Source organism: Stenotrophomonas maltophilia complex sp. Om-AH-Sm3 (assembly GCF_059337855.1).
In genome coordinates this window covers 116,417-131,591 of record NZ_JBYBLQ010000010.1, presented here as the reverse complement: position 1 = coordinate 131,591, position 15,175 = coordinate 116,417, and the positions used below count along the sequence as shown (strand labels likewise).

Below are 15,175 nucleotides of genomic sequence, written 5' to 3'. Positions count from 1 at the left end.
CACAATAGACGTTTCCCTACACCAGATTGCCGGAGTTATCCCCATGGCCGAAATCAAGGAAGCACTTGTCCCCGATATCGGTGACTACAGCGATATCCCGGTAATCGAGGTGCTTGTCGCCGTCGGCGACACGGTCAAGAAGGACCAGGGCCTGGTGACGCTGGAAAGCGACAAGGCGACCATGGAAGTGCCGTCCTCGGTGGCAGGCGTGGTCAAGGAACTGAAGGTCAAGGTCGGCGACAGCCTGTCCGAAGGCAAGGTCGTGGCGCTGATCGAAGTGGCCGAAGGCGAAGCCGCCGCGCCGGCCGCCGCCGCACCGGCACCGGCCAAGTCCGCTGCCCCGGCTGCCGCCACCCAGAGCGCGCCGGCCCCGGCCGCTGCTGCGCCGGCCGCTGCGGCCGCCAGCGGTGGCGCAGTGGAAGCGCTGGTGCCGGACATCGGCGATTACACCGACATCCCGGTCATCGAGGTGCTGGTCGCCGTGGGCGACACGGTCAAGAAGGACCAGGGCCTGGTGACGCTGGAAAGCGACAAGGCGACCATGGAAGTGCCGTCCTCGGTCGCTGGCGTGGTCAAGGAACTGAAGGTCAAGGTGGGCGACACCCTGTCGCAGGGTGCCGTGGTCGCCATCATCGAGGCCGAGGGTGCTGCGGCGCCGGCCCCGAGCAAGGCCGCCGCTGCTGCTGCCCCGGCCGCCGCCGAAACCGCCACCAAGGTCGAGCCGGTCGCTGTGCCGGCGCAGCCGGACAAGCTGGCGGCCCGTGAGATCGCCTCGGCCGGCACCCCGTCCAGCCCGCCGGTACAGTTCAACGCCGATGGCGTGCTGCCGGCCAAGGTGCCGTACGCCACCCCAGCGGTGCGCGTGTTCGCCCGCGAGCTCGGCGTGGACCTGCTGCAGATCAACGGCACCGAGAAGGGCGGCCGCATCACCAAGGCTGACGTGCAGAAGTTCGTCAAGGCCGCGCTGAGCGGTGGCGCGCCGGCTGCCGGTAGTGCTGCCGTCGCCGCCGGTGGTGGTCTGAACCTGCTGCCGTGGCCGAAGGTCGACTTCAGCAAGTTCGGCGAGACCGAAGTCCAGCCGCTGTCGCGCATCAAGAAGATCTCCGGCGCGAACCTGGCCCGCAACTGGGCGATGATCCCGCACGTCACCCAGTTCGAACAGGCCGACATCACCGACCTGGAAGGCCTGCGCGTGGCACTGAACAAGGAGAACGAGAAGGCCGGCATCAAGCTGACCATGCTCGCCTTCCTGATCAAGGCCAGCGCCGCGGCGCTGAAGAAGTTCCCGGAGTTCAACGCCTCGCTCGATGCCAGCGGTGAAAACCTGACCCTGAAGAAGTACTTCCACATCGGTTTTGCCGCCGATACGCCGAACGGCCTGGTCGTGCCGGTCATCCGCGACGTGGACAAGAAGGGCGTGGTGCAGATCGCGCAGGAAACCGGCGAGCTGGCCAAGAAGGCGCGCGACGGCAAGCTGGGCCCGGCCGACATGAGCGGCGGCTGCTTCTCGATCAGCTCGCTGGGCGGCATTGGCGGCACCGCGTTCACTCCGATCGTCAACGCGCCGGAAGTGGCCATCCTGGGCGTGTCCAAGTCCTCCATCCAGCCGGTCTGGAATGGCAAGGAATTCGCGCCGAAGCTGATGCTGCCGCTGTCGCTGAGCTACGACCACCGCGTCATCGACGGCGCCCTGGCCGCACGCTTCACCACGTACCTGTCGCAGGTGCTGGCCGACATGCGCCGCGTGCTGCTGTAAGGCATCGCTTCGCCCCCACCGTGCGGCCGCTGCCCCTGGCGCGGCCGCGTGAACAGATGCAGTGACAGCCCGCCGGCCATGCCGGCCGGGCACAAGGAAAACCACCATGGCCACGATTGAAGTCAAGGTTCCCGACATCGGCGATTACAGCGATGTGCCGGTGATCGAAGTGTTGGTCGCCGTCGGCGACACGGTGAAGAAGGACCAGGGCCTGGTGACCCTGGAGTCGGACAAGGCCACCCTGGAAGTGCCGTCCTCGGCGGCCGGCGTGGTCAAGGAAATCAAGGTCAAGCTGGGCGACACCCTGTCCGAAGGCGCCGTGGTCGTGGTGCTGGACGCTGAAGGCGCCGCCGATGCCCCGGCCAAGGCCGCTGCGCCGGCTCCGGCTGCGGCCGCTCCGGCCAGCAAGCCGCCGGTGACCCCCTCGCACCGCGCCCCGGCCGAGCCGGTGGCACCGAAGCCGGCGCTGTCCAGTGGCAAGCCGGCCGACATCGAATGCGAAATGGTCGTGCTGGGCTCCGGCCCGGGCGGCTACACCGCCGCCTTCCGCGCCGCCGACGTCGGCCTGGATACGGTGCTGGTCGAGCGCTACGCCAGCCTCGGCGGCGTCTGCCTCAACGTCGGTTGCATTCCGTCCAAGGCGCTGCTGCACGCCGCCGCGGTCATCGACGAAGTGGCCCACGCCGGCGATTTCGGCGTCGAGTTCGGCAAGCCGACCATCACCCTGGACAAGCTGCGCCAGTACAAGGAAAAGGTTGTCAACCAGCTGACCAAGGGCCTGGCCGGCATGGCCAAGCAGCGCAAGGTCCGCAACGTGCAGGGCGTCGGCAGGTTCATCTCTGCCAACGAACTGGAGATCACCGCCGCAGACGGCAGCACCCAGCTGCTGCGCTTCCAGAAGTGCATCATCGCCGCTGGTTCGCAGGCGGTGAAGCTGCCGAACTTCCCGTGGGACGACAAGCGCGTGATGGATTCCACCGACGCGCTGGAGCTGGCCGAAGTGCCGGGCTCGCTGCTGGTCGTCGGCGGCGGCATCATCGGCCTGGAAATGGCCACCGTGTACAGCGCGCTGGGCAGCAAGGTCACCGTGGTCGAGTTCATGGACCAGCTGATGCCGGGCGCCGACAAGGACCTGGTCAAGCCGCTGGCCGACCGCCTGAAGAAGCAGGGCATCGACGTGCACCTGAAGACCAAGGCGTCCGGCGTCACCGCCGATGCCAAGGGCATCACCGTGACCTTCGAAGCGGCCGAGGAAGGCCAGTCGCCGGCGCTGGCGCAAGGCACGTTCGACCGTGTGCTGGTGGCCGTCGGGCGTTCGCCGAACGGCAAGAAGATCGATGCCGAGAAGGCCGGCGTGCAGGTCACCGAGCGAGGCTTCATCCCGGTCGACCGCCAGATGCGCACCAACGTGCCGCACATCTTTGCCATCGGCGACATCGTCGGCAACCCGATGCTGGCCCACAAGGCCACGCACGAAGGCAAGCTGGCCGCCGAAGTGGCCGCTGGCCACAAGAAGGAGTGGGTGGCCCGGGTGATTCCGTCGGTGGCCTACACCAACCCGGAAATCGCCTGGGTCGGCGTCACCGAGACCGAAGCCAAGGCCAAGGGCCTGAAGGTCGGCGTGGCCAAGTTCCCGTGGGCCGCCAGTGGCCGCGCGATCGGCATCGGTCGCACCGAGGGCTTCACCAAGCTGATCTTCGATGAGGAGACCCACCGCATCATCGGCGGCGCGATCGTCGGCGTGCATGCCGGTGACCTGCTGGCCGAGATCGGCCTGGCGATCGAGATGGGTGCCGAAGCCGAAGACATCGGCCACACCATCCATGCGCACCCGACGCTGAGCGAATCGGTGGCGATGGCCTCGGAAATCTACGACGGCACGATCACCGATCTGTACATGCCGAAGAAGAAGTAAGGCGCCTGCGCCGTTCCAAATGAAAAGCCCCGGCATTTGCCGGGGTTTTTTTGTTGAGCCTCGATCACTCTCATTGCGAGCGTTCGGGCCGCAGCGCGGGTGGCAGGCATTTGGACAAATGTCCCCCGTCGCCCGCCTGTGGCGGTCGCCTCCTCCTTTACTTTGTCCAAACGCCTGCCACCCGCGCAGCGGCTCGGCTTGCGGATAGTAAGAGCCAGTGCCAAAGCCGCCCGGATGCCTGACACGCGGGGGGAGAGGAGCTTGCGTGCGAAGTAAAGGAGGAGGTGACGGCCGCAGGCCGGCGCCGGGGGACATTCGCACGCAAACCCCTCTCCCCCCGCGCTCGACCAACCTGCTTCTCTGCTCGACGATGCCACAAAAAAGCGCGGCCCCGATGTTCCGGAGGCCGCGCCAGGAGAGAGAGAGCGTGGAAGGGACGAGGGATCAGAACACGAAGCTGACGCCGGCCACCGGGCCCTTGAATTCCTGCTTCAGGCCGATGGTGCCGTCGCTGCCCTTCTTGTCCGCATCGAGCTTGAACCAGTCGTAGCCGGCGAACACACCGAAGTTCTTGGTGAAGCGGTAATCGACGATGGCGTTGGCGCGGCTCAGATCGCCCTTGTAGTCATCGAAGCTGCCCCAGCGCGTGTTGAGGTACTGGCCCTGCAGGGTGATCATCCACTTCTCGGACGGGGTGAAGCTCAATCGCGCACCGACCACCGGCGCCACGCCGTCGGTCTTCTCGTTGAGGAACTGGCCTTCGTACACGGTGCCGAGGTCGGCGTAGGCCTTGGTGCTGACCTTGGCGTACTCGGCACCCAGCTGCAGACCGAGGTCGAACGTATCGGTGTCCACCACCGAGTAGTCATAGACCAGGCTGGCCACCTGGTACTTCAGTTCGCCCTTGACGAAGCTGCCGGACGGCACGTTGACGTCACCGAAGGAGATGTCCTGACCGAGGGTCTCGCGGCGATCCTTGTCGTACTTGAAATAGTTGAACAGCAGGCGCTGGCGGTTGCTGATGCGGAACATGCCGTCAATGCGCGGCTCCCACTCCTTGCCACCCAGCTTGAAGTCCTCGGAGAAGCCGATGTCCTGGCCGGCGACATTGGTCTTGCCGCGGAGCGTGTTGTCCGAGTCGATGTTCATCGCACCCAGGCGCAGGGCAAAGCGGTCGTCGCCTTCGGCGGCGTGGGCGGCGGTGGCGAACGAGGCGCCGGCGGCGAGCAGGGAGAGAGCGAGCAGGGTGGGTACGGGGCGCATCGAAGAGTCCTTGCAGTGGTTCATCAGAATGAAGACCACTGTGCGGGACAGGCCCGTCCACCATCCGTGAACGTATGGTCCACGGCATGTGCACGGTTCAGTGCTGTCGCGACGATGCAAAAAGATGGCCCCGGAGACGGGCTTCGGGGCCATCGTGGGACCTGCGGGGTGGAGCCGACGAGGATGCTGCAGGCAGGTCGAAAGATCGGACCCGCGCATCCGGCGAAAGTTCCTCGCCTGCGACCAAAGTTCAATACTGCGGTGCAGCATCATGCGGACGTCATTGTCCCCCGGGTGGTACGCAAAAATGTAACCGTTACCGCAACTTGCGGCTTCCGGGGATGAACAGGCAGCGGTTGTCTCGCAAATTGTCCCATTGCTATAATTTGGCGGCTCGATGAGGCCCCCCTGCTGTAGCCGCCTCAGCCTTCCACTTGCAACCACGCGGGACGTCCTGTGCTGAACTCCGTTGATGCGGGTCGGCGACTGATGCTGCGCGCCGCGGTCTACCCGCTGGCCGCGGTCGCTGTCCTGGCCCTGGCCTTCCTGCTGGTCGGTCCGAAATATGCCCTCGGCGCGCTGGCGTCCGGTGTGGCCATTTCGGCCGGTGGCTGGGTGGCGGCAAGGATGGCGCTGGGGGGTGGTGCGGTGGCCGCAGGATCGGCGATGGCTCGCCTGATCATTGCGATCGTGGCCAAGTGGGTCGTGGTTTTCGGCGTCCTGCTGGTGGGGTTCCTGGTCTTCAAGCTGCCTGCATTGGCGCTGTTGGCCGGTATCGCCGTCGGCTTGATGTTCCAGGTCCTGGCCATGGCCAGGCGTTGACAGAATTCAATTAACTGAAGGTTCCGGACACATGGCGGGCGAGGCTCTAACCCCTACCAGCTACATCCAGCATCACCTGCACAACCTGACCGCGCCGGTCGGCAAGGGTGAGGGTATGTTCTGGCATATCCACGTCGATACCTTCCTCACTGCGGTCCTGATGGGCCTGGTGATCGTTGTCGCGTTCTGGCTGGGGACCCGCAAGGCCACCGCCGGCGTGCCGGGCAAGTGGCAGGCCTTCGTCGAGATCTGCCTGGAGTTCGTCGACCGCCAGGCCAAGGACACCTACCACGGCAAGAGCAAGCTGGTCACGCCGATTGCCATCACCATCTTCTTCTGGATTCTGCTGATGAATCTGCTGAAGATGATCCCGGCCGATTTCATCGCCAAGCCGCTGGAATGGGCGGGCGTGCACTACTGGAAGCCGGTGCCGACCGCTGACGTCAATGCCACCCTGGGCATGGCCATCAGCGTGTTCTTCCTGATGCTGTTCTTCGCGCTCAAGTCCAAGGGCCTGGGCGGTTTCATCAAGGAATTCCTGACGGCGCCGTTCGGCAAGTGGATGATGCCGTTCAACCTGATCCTCAACATCGTCGAGTGGCTGAGCAAGCCGATCTCGCTGGCGATGCGACTGTTCGGCAACATGTTCGGCGGCGAAATCGTGTTCCTGCTGATCTGGGTGCTGGGTGGTGCCGGTTTCTTCGGTGCCATTGCCGGTGGTGTGTTCGGCCTCGGCTGGATGCTGTTCCACCTGCTGGTGATCCCGCTGCAGGCCTTCATCTTCATGATGCTGTCGATCGTGTACCTGAGCCTGTCGGAAGACGCTCACTGAGTTTCAAGCTTCAACGCGTTTCAACCTTCATCCGTTTCATCACCCTTAGCAACTTAAGTTCCTGGAGATAACCATGTACTTCGCCGTCCTGACCAACTTCGCGCAGATTCAGAGCTCCACCGCCCTTGCCGTCGGCATCATGATCGGCCTGGCCGCGCTGGGCGCCGGTCTGGGTCTGGCCATCATGGCTGGTAAGTTCCTGGAGTCGGCCGCCCGCCAGCCGGAACTGATCCCGGTCCTGCAGGTCCGCATGTTCATCACCGCCGGCCTGATCGACGCCGCGTTCATCATCTCGGTCGCCGTTGGCCTGCTGCTGGCCTTCGCCAACCCGCTGTCGGCTGCCTTCGCTGGCGCCGTCACCAAGGCTCTGGCCGGCTGATACAGCGGTTTGAGACGACCGGGTGCTGATGCACCCGGTTTCGGATGAAGGCCGGATGTGCCGCTTCGGCGGCGCGTCCACCCCGAAACCAGCGATCGAGCTAACCATGAATATCAATTTCACCCTTCTTGCGCAGGCGCTGGCCTTCGCTGGTCTGATCTGGATCATCGCGACCAAGATCTGGCCGCCGCTGATGAACGCGATCGAAGAGCGCCAGCAGAAGATTGCTGAAGGCCTCGCTGCTGCCGACCGCAGCCAGAAAGATCTGGCCCAGGCGCAGGAGAAGGTCAACGAAGCGCTGAAGGAAGCCCGCACCAAGGCCAACGAGATCATCGATCAGGCCCATGCGCGTGCCAACCAGATCGTTGATGCTGCCCGCAACGAAGCGATCACCGAAGCCACCCGTCAGAAGGAACTGGCCCAGGCTGAAATCGACGCCGCCGCCAACCGTGCCCGTGAAGATCTGCGCAAGCAGGTGTCCGCGCTGGCCGTGACCGGTGCCGAAAAGCTGCTCAAGCGCGAAATCGACGCCAACGCCCACAAGGCGCTGCTCGACGAGCTGGCCTCGGAGATCTAAGGATGAGCCAGGCCCTCACGCTTGCCCGCCCGTACGCCCGCGCCGCGTTCGCGACCGCGCGCGACGAAGGCGCGTTCGCGCCGTGGTCGGACGCCCTGGCGTTCTCCGCCCACGTCGCCGCCGACCCGCGCGTGGCGGCCCTGCTCGCCAACCCGGAGCTGGGTCGTGACGACGCCGTCGCCCTGCTGGCGCCGGTGTCCCACGGCGAGACCTACTCGCGCTTCCTGGCCATCCTGGCCGAATCGCATCGTCTGCCGCTGCTGCCGGAAATCTCCGGCATGTTCGACGCCCTGCGCGCCGAAGCCGAGCACGTGGTCAAGGCCACCGTCACCTCGGCTGCCGAGCTGTCGGCCGGCGAGCTGGACGCGATCAAGGTCGCGCTGCGCAAGCGCTTCAACCGCGAGGTCGACGTGACCACTGCGGTCGATGCTTCGCTGATCGGCGGCGCCGTGATCGACGCCGGCGACGTGGTCATCGATGGTTCGCTGAAGGGCAAGCTGGCCCGTCTGCAGACCGCGCTCGCTAACTGAATTCATTTAACGTCCGGCCCCGCTGCCGGCACTAGGACTTGACGATGGCAACCACGCTCAACCCCTCCGAAATCAGCGAACTGATCAAGAACCGCATCGAGAAGGTCAAGCTGGCCGCGGAATCGCGCAACGAAGGCACCGTGACCAGCGTGTCCGACGGCATCGTGCGCATCTTCGGTCTGGCCGACGTGATGCAGGGCGAAATGATCGAACTGCCGAACAACACCTTCGCCCTGGCCCTGAACCTGGAGCGCGACTCGGTCGGCGCCGTGGTCCTGGGTGACTACGAGCACCTGCGCGAAGGCGACGTCGCCAAGACCACCGGCCGCATCCTGGAAGTGCCGGTCGGTCCGGAACTGCTGGGCCGCGTCGTGAACGCGCTGGGCGAGCCGATCGACGGCAAGGGCCCGCTGGGCACCGACCTGACCGCTCCGGTGGAGCGCGTTGCTCCGGGCGTGATCTGGCGCAAGTCGGTCGACCAGCCGGTGCAGACCGGTTACAAGTCGGTCGACTCGATGATCCCGATCGGCCGTGGCCAGCGCGAGCTGATCATCGGTGACCGCCAGACCGGCAAGACCGCCATGGCGATCGATGCGGTGATCAACCAGAAGGGCACCGGCATCAAGTGCGTGTACGTTGCGATCGGCCAGAAGGCGTCGACCATCGCCAACATCGTGCGCAAGCTGGAAGAGAACGGCGCGCTGGCCCACACCATCGTGGTGGCCGCGACCGCTTCCGAATCGGCTGCCATGCAGTACATCAGCGCCTACTCGGGCTGCACCATGGGTGAGTACTTCATGGACCGCGGCGAAGACGCGCTGATCGTGTACGACGATCTGTCCAAGCAGGCCGTCGCCTACCGCCAGATCTCCCTGCTGCTGAAGCGCCCGCCGGGCCGCGAAGCCTACCCGGGTGACGTGTTCTACCTGCACTCGCGCCTGCTGGAACGCGCTGCCCGCGTGTCCGAGGAATACGTCGAGAAGTTCACCGAAGGCAAGGTCACCGGCAAGACCGGCTCGCTGACCGCGCTGCCGATCATCGAAACCCAGGCCGGCGACGTGTCCGCCTTCGTTCCGACCAACGTGATCTCGATCACCGACGGCCAGATCTTCCTGGAAACCGACCTGTTCAACGCCGGCATCCGCCCGGCCGTGAACGCCGGTATCTCGGTGTCGCGCGTCGGTGGCTCGGCCCAGACCAAGATCATCAAGAAGCTGTCGGGCGGTATCCGTATCTCGCTGGCCCAGTACCGTGAGCTGGCTGCGTTCGCGCAGTTCGCCTCGGACCTGGACGAAGCGACCCGCAAGCAGCTGGAGCGTGGCCAGCGCGTCACCGAGCTGATGAAGCAGAAGCAGTACGCGCCCATGTCGATCGCCAACCAGGCGCTGTCGATCTACGCCGTCAACGAGGGCTACCTCGATGACGTGCCGGTCAACAAGCTGCTGGCGTTCGAAGAAGGCCTGCACGCCCACTTCGCCAATACCCAGGGCGAGCTGATCAGCAAGGTCAACGCTACCGGCGGTTGGGACAACGACATCGAAGGTGCCTTCAAGAAGGGCATCGCCGAGTTCAAGACCACCGGCAGCTGGTAATCGCGGTCCTGTAGAGCGGAGCCCCAGGCTCCGCTGGACCAGATGACAAACGGTTGAACAACGCGGGGCATCAGCCCCGCGCCACGGGAAACAAGAGATGGCAAGCGGACGCGAAATCAAAACCAAGATCAAGAGCGTGCAGAACACCCGCAAGGTGACGCGCGCCCTGGAAATGGTCTCGGCCTCCAAGATCCGCAAGGCGCAGGATCGGATGAAGACCTCGCGTCCGTACGCGCAGGCGATGAAGCAGGTGATCGGTCACCTGGCCCAGGCCAGCACCGACTACCAGCATCCGTTCCTGGTCGAGCGTGAGCAGGTCAAGCGGGTCGGTTTCATCGTGATCTCCTCCGATCGCGGCCTGGCCGGCGGCCTGAACAACAACCTGTTCCGCAAGATGCTGGGCGAAGCCAAGGCATGGCAGGACAAGGGTGCCGAAGTGGACCTGGTGACCATCGGCCAGAAGGCTTCGACCTTCTTCCGCCGCGTGAAGGTCAACATGGTCGGCAGCGTGACCCACATCGGCGACGTGCCGAAGCTGGAATCGCTGATCGGTGTGATCAAGGTCATGCTCGACGCCTTCACCGAAGGCAAGATCGACCGCGTGTACCTGGTCTACAACCGCTTCGTGAACACCATGGTGCAGAAGGCCAGCTTCGATCAGCTGCTGCCGCTGCCGCCAGCCGAGAAGCAGGTCGCTCACCACGACTGGGATTACCTGTACGAACCCGATGCCGCGACCGTGCTCGAGCACGTGATGACGCGTTACATCGAGTCGCTGGTGTACCAGGCACTGCTGGAAAACGTCGCCTCCGAGCATGCCGCACGCATGGTCGCGATGAAGGCGGCGAGCGACAACGCCAACAAGCTGATCGGCACCCTGCAGCTCGTCTACAACAAGGCGCGCCAGGCAGCGATCACCCAGGAAATCTCCGAAATCGTCGGCGGCGCGGCAGCAGTCTGACCGCGTTCGTTCAAAGCACACATTAGAGGATGCAGCAATGAGTCAGGGCAAGATCGTTCAGATCATCGGCGCGGTCGTCGACGTCGAATTCCCGCGTGAATCGGTGCCGAAGGTGTACGACGCACTGAAGGTCGAAAACACCGAGATCACCCTCGAAGTCCAGCAGCAGCTGGGCGACGGCGTGGTGCGTACCATCGCCCTCGGTTCCACCGACGGCCTGAAGCGCAACCTGGTTGCCGTCAACACCGGCCGCGGCATCTCGGTGCCGGTCGGCGCCGGCACCCTGGGCCGCATCATGGACGTGCTGGGCCGTCCGATCGACGAAGCCGGCCCGGTCGCTGCCAGCGACAACTGGGAAATCCACCGCGCTGCGCCGTCGTATGAAGACCAGTCCCCGGCCACCGAGCTGCTGGAAACCGGCATCAAGGTCATCGACCTGATGTGCCCGTTCGCCAAGGGCGGCAAGGTCGGCCTGTTCGGCGGCGCCGGCGTCGGCAAGACCGTCAACATGATGGAGCTGATCAACAACATCGCCAAGGCGCACAGCGGCCTGTCCGTGTTCGCCGGCGTGGGTGAGCGTACCCGTGAGGGCAACGACTTCTACCACGAAATGAAGGACTCCAACGTCCTGGACAAGGTGGCGATGGTGTACGGCCAGATGAACGAGCCGCCGGGCAACCGCCTGCGCGTCGCGCTGACCGGCCTGACCATGGCCGAGTACTTCCGCGACGAGAAGGACGAAAACGGCAAGGGCAAGGACGTCCTGTTGTTCGTCGACAACATCTACCGCTACACCCTGGCCGGTACCGAAGTGTCGGCACTGCTGGGCCGTATGCCGTCCGCGGTGGGTTACCAGCCGACCCTGGCCGAGGAAATGGGCGTCCTGCAGGAGCGCATCACCTCGACCAAGAACGGCTCGATCACCTCGATCCAGGCCGTCTACGTTCCCGCGGACGACCTGACCGACCCGTCGCCGGCGACCACCTTCGCCCACCTGGACTCGACCGTCACCCTGTCGCGTTCGATCGCCTCGCTGGGTATCTACCCGGCCGTCGATCCGCTGGACTCCACCAGCCGCCAGATGGATCCGCTGGTGATCGGCCACGAGCACTACGACACCGCCCAGCGCGTCCAGCAGACCCTGCAGAAGTACAAGGAACTGAAGGACATCATCGCGATCCTGGGCATGGACGAACTGTCCGAAGAGGACAAGCAGGCCGTGTCGCGCGCCCGTAAGATCGAGCGCTTCTTCAGCCAGCCGTTCCACGTGGCCGAAGTGTTCACCGGTTCGCCGGGCAAGTACGTGCCGCTGAAGGACACCATCCGTGGCTTCAAGGCCATCGTCGATGGCGAGTACGACCACCTGCCGGAGCAGGCGTTCTACATGGTCGGCGGCATCGAAGAAGCGGTCGAGAAGGCCAAGAAGATGGCCGAGAAGGCCTGATCCGGGACGGGCGGGAGCGATCCTGCCCGACCTGACGCCGGCGCCGGGCAACCGCCCGCGCCGGTGGACCCCCACGGTGGCATTGCGCCGCCGCGAACAGCGAAGAGATTTGCATGAGCACGATCCGTTGCGACATCGTCAGCGCCGAGCAGGAAATCTTCCGTGGCGAAGCGACCCTGGTCGTGGCCACCGGTGAGCTGGGTGAACTGGGCATCGCGCCCAAGCACGCGCCGCTGATCACCCGCCTGAAGCCGGGCAAGGTGGTAGTGACCACGCCGAACGGCGAGCAGCTGGATTTCGCCATTTCCGGCGGCATCCTGGAAGTGCAGCCGCAGGTGGTGACCGTGCTGGCCGACACCGCGATCCGCGCGCAGGACATCGACGAAGCCTCGGTCCGCAAGGCCAAGGAAGAAGCCGAGCGCATCCTGGCCAACCGTGGCGAAGCGATGGAAGTGGCCGAAGCCCAGCAGAAGCTGGCCGAAGCCGTCGTCCAGCTGCAGGCACTGGAACGCCTGCGCAAGAATCTCAAGCACTGAGGTTCGCGCTGCATCCACGAGAACGCCGGCCCTGTGCCGGCGTTTTTGTTTGGGGCGGGGCAGGGCCGATTGGGTAGAGCCGACGGGGTAGAGTCGACTGTCAGTCGACTACCGCGCGCAGCGCGGGATTTTCGCGACCTCACGGAAGAGCAGTCGACTGACAGTCGACTCTACCGTTCCGGTTCCCGCCCCCAATCCGGCATCCCGATTCCCGCCTCGTCTCAGCGATACACCACGTAGCGCATCAACAGGAACGACACGCATGCCAGCCCGCCTTCCACCAGCGGCTTGGCCAGCCACGTGAATTGCAGGCCCAGCGCCTGGTCGACCAGGCTGACCAGCAGCGTGCTCGTCGCCGTCAGCAGCAGCCACAGCCCGAAGAAACGTGCAAAGCGATTCCATCCCAGCTTGCGGGTGCCGGCCTCGGCAAAGGTGTAGCGGCCGTTGAGCCAGAAGCCCAGCAGCATGCCGGCCAGGCGACCGGCGATGTTGGCCGGCGCGACCGGCATGCCCAGCGCGGTGGCGACCACGAACACCAGCCAATCGACCAGCAGCTGCACGAGCCCGATCACGAGGTAGGTGCTTCCCTGGCGGAGCAGGCTCATCGGCGTGGTGAAGGAGGAGGGATGCCCATGTTAACGGCCCACGCTCTAGAATCACCGGCAACGAACTACGGACTGCTGCTCCCATGACCCAAGCCCTGCACGTCATCATCCTCGCCGCCGGCGCCGGCAAGCGCATGAAGTCGGTGCTGCCGAAGGTGCTGCAGCCGATCGCCGGCCAGCCGATGCTGGCGCACGTGATCGATACGGCCCGCGAGCTGCAGCCGGCGGCCATCCACGTGGTTTACGGCCATGGTGGCGAGGCGGTGCGTCAGTACTTCGCCGGCCAGCCCGACCTGCAGTGGGCCGAACAGGTCCAGCAGCTCGGTACCGGCCACGCAGTGGCGCAGGCAATGCCGCAGGTTCCCGACGCTGCGCAGGTGCTGGTGTTGTACGGCGATGTGCCGCTGATCCGCGCGCAGACCCTGCGCGACCTGCTGGCGCAGCCGGGCCGGCTGGCAGTGCTGGTGGCCGATGTCGATGACCCGAGCGGTTACGGCCGGGTGCTGCGCGATGCAGAGGGCAAGGTGGGCTCCATCGTCGAGCAGAAGGACGCCACCGACGACCAGCTGCGCGTGCGCACGATCAACACCGGCATCATCGCCGCAGAGTCGACCGCGCTGCGCCGCTGGTTGTCGCAGCTGTCCAACAGCAATGCGCAGGGCGAGTACTACCTTACCGATGTGTTCGCGTTCGCCGCGCATGAGTACACCCCGGCCGAGATGGCCCTGGTCGCCGATGCACAGGAGGCCGAGGGGGCGAATGATCCATGGCAGCTGTCGCAGCTGGAGCGCGCCTGGCAGCGCCGTGCGGTGCGTGCACTGTGCGCTCAGGGCGCGCGCGTGCGTGACCCGGCACGACTGGATATTCGTGGCACCGTCACCGTGGGCAGCGATGTACTGATCGATGTCGACGTTGTTCTTGAAGGCAACGTCGTGCTCGGTGACGGCGTTACCGTAGGCCCGTTCAACCGGCTGAAGGACGTCAACCTGGGGCCCGGCACCGGAGTGCGCGCGCATTGCGACCTGGAAGGCGTGGTGACCGAAGGTGCCGCGCAGATCGGCCCGTTCGCACGCTTGCGGCCGGGTACCGTGCTGGCCGATGGCGTACACGTCGGCAACTTCGTCGAAACCAAGAAGGTCACCCTCGGCGTCGGCAGCAAGGCCAACCATCTCACCTACCTGGGTGACGCGGTGATCGGCAGCAGGGTGAACATCGGTGCCGGCACCATCACCTGCAACTACGATGGCGTGAACAAGTCGACCACCACCATCGGCGACAACGCCTTCATCGGCTCCAACAGCTCGCTGGTGGCACCGATCACCATCGGCGAGGGCGCGACCATCGCTGCCGGGTCGGTCATCACCCGCACCGCGCCGGACGGCAAGCTGACGCTGGCACGTGCACGACAGGAAACCATCGATGGCTGGAAGCGCCCGGTCAAGAAGTCCTGAGCCACGGGTTCCGCGCACCGATGAGCTGGGTGTGCTGCCGGCGATCGAACAACGTGCCGGCGAACTGCTGAGGGGTCACGAGGCCTATCCGGTGTTTGCCAGCCACGGCCTGGACCTGCCGACGCTGCAGGAAGGCCTTGAGCGTGGGCAGCTGTGGGTGGTGGATGGCGCCGCCGGCGGTGTTGCCGGCTACCTGCTGGCCGGCGATCTGGCAGGCGAGTTCCATGTCCTGCAGATGGATGTGGATCCAGCGCACGCGCGTCGTGGCCATGGCCGTGCATTGCTGCGGCATGCCTTGGCGCAGGCCAGGGCCACCGGCTTTGCTGCAGCGGTGCTGACCACCTTGAGCGATGTGCCGTGGAATGCAGCCTTCTACGCCAGCGAAGGGTTCGAGGTAGTGCCCGAGGCGCAGTGGAGCGAGGGCCTGCGCGCGGTGATGGCCGAAGAGGCCGCGCTGGGATTTCCAATGCATCTGCGGGTGGCGATGCGGCAGGTCTGGTAGGTGCCGACCC

15 protein-coding genes are annotated in these 15,175 nt (G+C 65.3%); 13 read left to right on the top strand and 2 right to left on the bottom strand.

Going from position 1 to position 15,175, the window contains the following annotated elements; all coding sequences use genetic code 11:
* Nucleotides 1–43: 43 nt before the first annotated feature.
* Together aceF and lpdA are read left to right on the top strand one after the other, a co-directional pair.
* Nucleotides 44–1,756, top strand: coding sequence for a dihydrolipoyllysine-residue acetyltransferase (aceF, locus tag AC10QF_RS13790; RefSeq protein ID WP_111096761.1), 1,713 nt, complete (start codon nt 44–46; stop codon nt 1,754–1,756).
* Nucleotides 1,757–1,862: 106 nt separating this feature from the next.
* A complete protein-coding gene (gene lpdA / locus AC10QF_RS13785; RefSeq protein ID WP_099495706.1) occupies nt 1,863–3,671 on the top strand; it encodes a dihydrolipoyl dehydrogenase in 1,809 nt (602 codons plus the stop codon).
* Nucleotides 3,672–4,115: 444 nt separating this feature from the next.
* Here lpdA and AC10QF_RS13780 read toward each other — a convergent pair whose 3' ends face one another.
* Complete coding sequence (locus tag AC10QF_RS13780; RefSeq protein WP_010481314.1) at nt 4,116–4,934, bottom strand: hypothetical protein; 819 nt, start codon at nt 4,932–4,934, stop codon at nt 4,116–4,118.
* A gap of 456 nt (nt 4,935–5,390) precedes the next feature.
* Here AC10QF_RS13780 and AC10QF_RS13775 point away from each other — a divergent pair, with 456 nt between their 5' ends.
* The 9 genes from AC10QF_RS13775 (at nt 5,391) to AC10QF_RS13735 (ending at nt 12,607) form a co-directional block, all read left to right on the top strand.
* Nucleotides 5,391–5,756 carry a hypothetical protein gene (locus AC10QF_RS13775; RefSeq protein ID WP_014648497.1) on the top strand — a complete coding sequence of 122 codons (366 nt, stop codon included), beginning with the start codon at nt 5,391–5,393 and terminating at the stop codon, nt 5,754–5,756.
* Nucleotides 5,757–5,787: 31 nt separating this feature from the next.
* Entirely contained in the window at nt 5,788–6,588 is an 801-nt protein-coding gene (gene atpB / locus AC10QF_RS13770; RefSeq protein ID WP_005411134.1) for a F0F1 ATP synthase subunit A, read from the top strand.
* Nucleotides 6,589–6,661: 73 nt separating this feature from the next.
* A complete protein-coding gene (gene atpE, locus AC10QF_RS13765) occupies nt 6,662–6,967 on the top strand; it encodes a F0F1 ATP synthase subunit C (RefSeq protein WP_005411133.1) in 306 nt (101 codons plus the stop codon).
* Between the two features lie 106 nt (nt 6,968–7,073).
* On the top strand, nt 7,074–7,544 hold the full coding sequence (locus tag AC10QF_RS13760; RefSeq protein WP_005419512.1) for a F0F1 ATP synthase subunit B: 471 nt from the start codon (nt 7,074–7,076) through the stop codon (nt 7,542–7,544).
* A gap of 2 nt (nt 7,545–7,546) precedes the next feature.
* Nucleotides 7,547–8,074, top strand: a complete 528-nt coding sequence (locus AC10QF_RS13755) for a F0F1 ATP synthase subunit delta (RefSeq protein WP_005411131.1) — start codon at nt 7,547–7,549, stop codon at nt 8,072–8,074.
* 44 nt (nt 8,075–8,118) lie between these two features.
* Complete coding sequence (gene atpA / locus AC10QF_RS13750) at nt 8,119–9,666, top strand: F0F1 ATP synthase subunit alpha (protein ID WP_005419511.1); 1,548 nt, start codon at nt 8,119–8,121, stop codon at nt 9,664–9,666.
* A 97-nt stretch (nt 9,667–9,763) separates the two neighbouring features.
* Entirely contained in the window at nt 9,764–10,627 is an 864-nt protein-coding gene (atpG, locus tag AC10QF_RS13745; protein ID WP_005411129.1) for a F0F1 ATP synthase subunit gamma, read from the top strand.
* Between the two features lie 37 nt (nt 10,628–10,664).
* Complete coding sequence (atpD, locus tag AC10QF_RS13740) at nt 10,665–12,071, top strand: F0F1 ATP synthase subunit beta (RefSeq protein ID WP_005419510.1); 1,407 nt, start codon at nt 10,665–10,667, stop codon at nt 12,069–12,071.
* Between the two features lie 113 nt (nt 12,072–12,184).
* Nucleotides 12,185–12,607, top strand: a complete 423-nt coding sequence (locus AC10QF_RS13735) for a F0F1 ATP synthase subunit epsilon (protein ID WP_005419509.1) — start codon at nt 12,185–12,187, stop codon at nt 12,605–12,607.
* A 221-nt stretch (nt 12,608–12,828) separates the two neighbouring features.
* On the opposite strand, the gene AC10QF_RS13730 is transcribed toward AC10QF_RS13735, so the two are convergent.
* Nucleotides 12,829–13,212 carry a GtrA family protein gene (locus AC10QF_RS13730; RefSeq protein WP_494542380.1) on the bottom strand — a complete coding sequence of 128 codons (384 nt, stop codon included), beginning with the start codon at nt 13,210–13,212 and terminating at the stop codon, nt 12,829–12,831.
* A gap of 83 nt (nt 13,213–13,295) precedes the next feature.
* Between AC10QF_RS13730 and glmU the strand changes: the two genes are divergently transcribed.
* Together glmU and AC10QF_RS13720 are read left to right on the top strand one after the other, a co-directional pair.
* On the top strand, nt 13,296–14,663 hold the full coding sequence (gene glmU, locus AC10QF_RS13725) for a bifunctional UDP-N-acetylglucosamine diphosphorylase/glucosamine-1-phosphate N-acetyltransferase GlmU (RefSeq protein ID WP_494542379.1): 1,368 nt from the start codon (nt 13,296–13,298) through the stop codon (nt 14,661–14,663).
* A complete protein-coding gene (locus AC10QF_RS13720; RefSeq protein WP_053497585.1) occupies nt 14,632–15,165 on the top strand; it encodes a GNAT family N-acetyltransferase in 534 nt (177 codons plus the stop codon). The genes glmU and AC10QF_RS13720 overlap by 32 nt, the downstream gene beginning before the upstream one ends.
* The last annotated feature ends 10 nt before the right edge of the window (nt 15,166–15,175 follow it).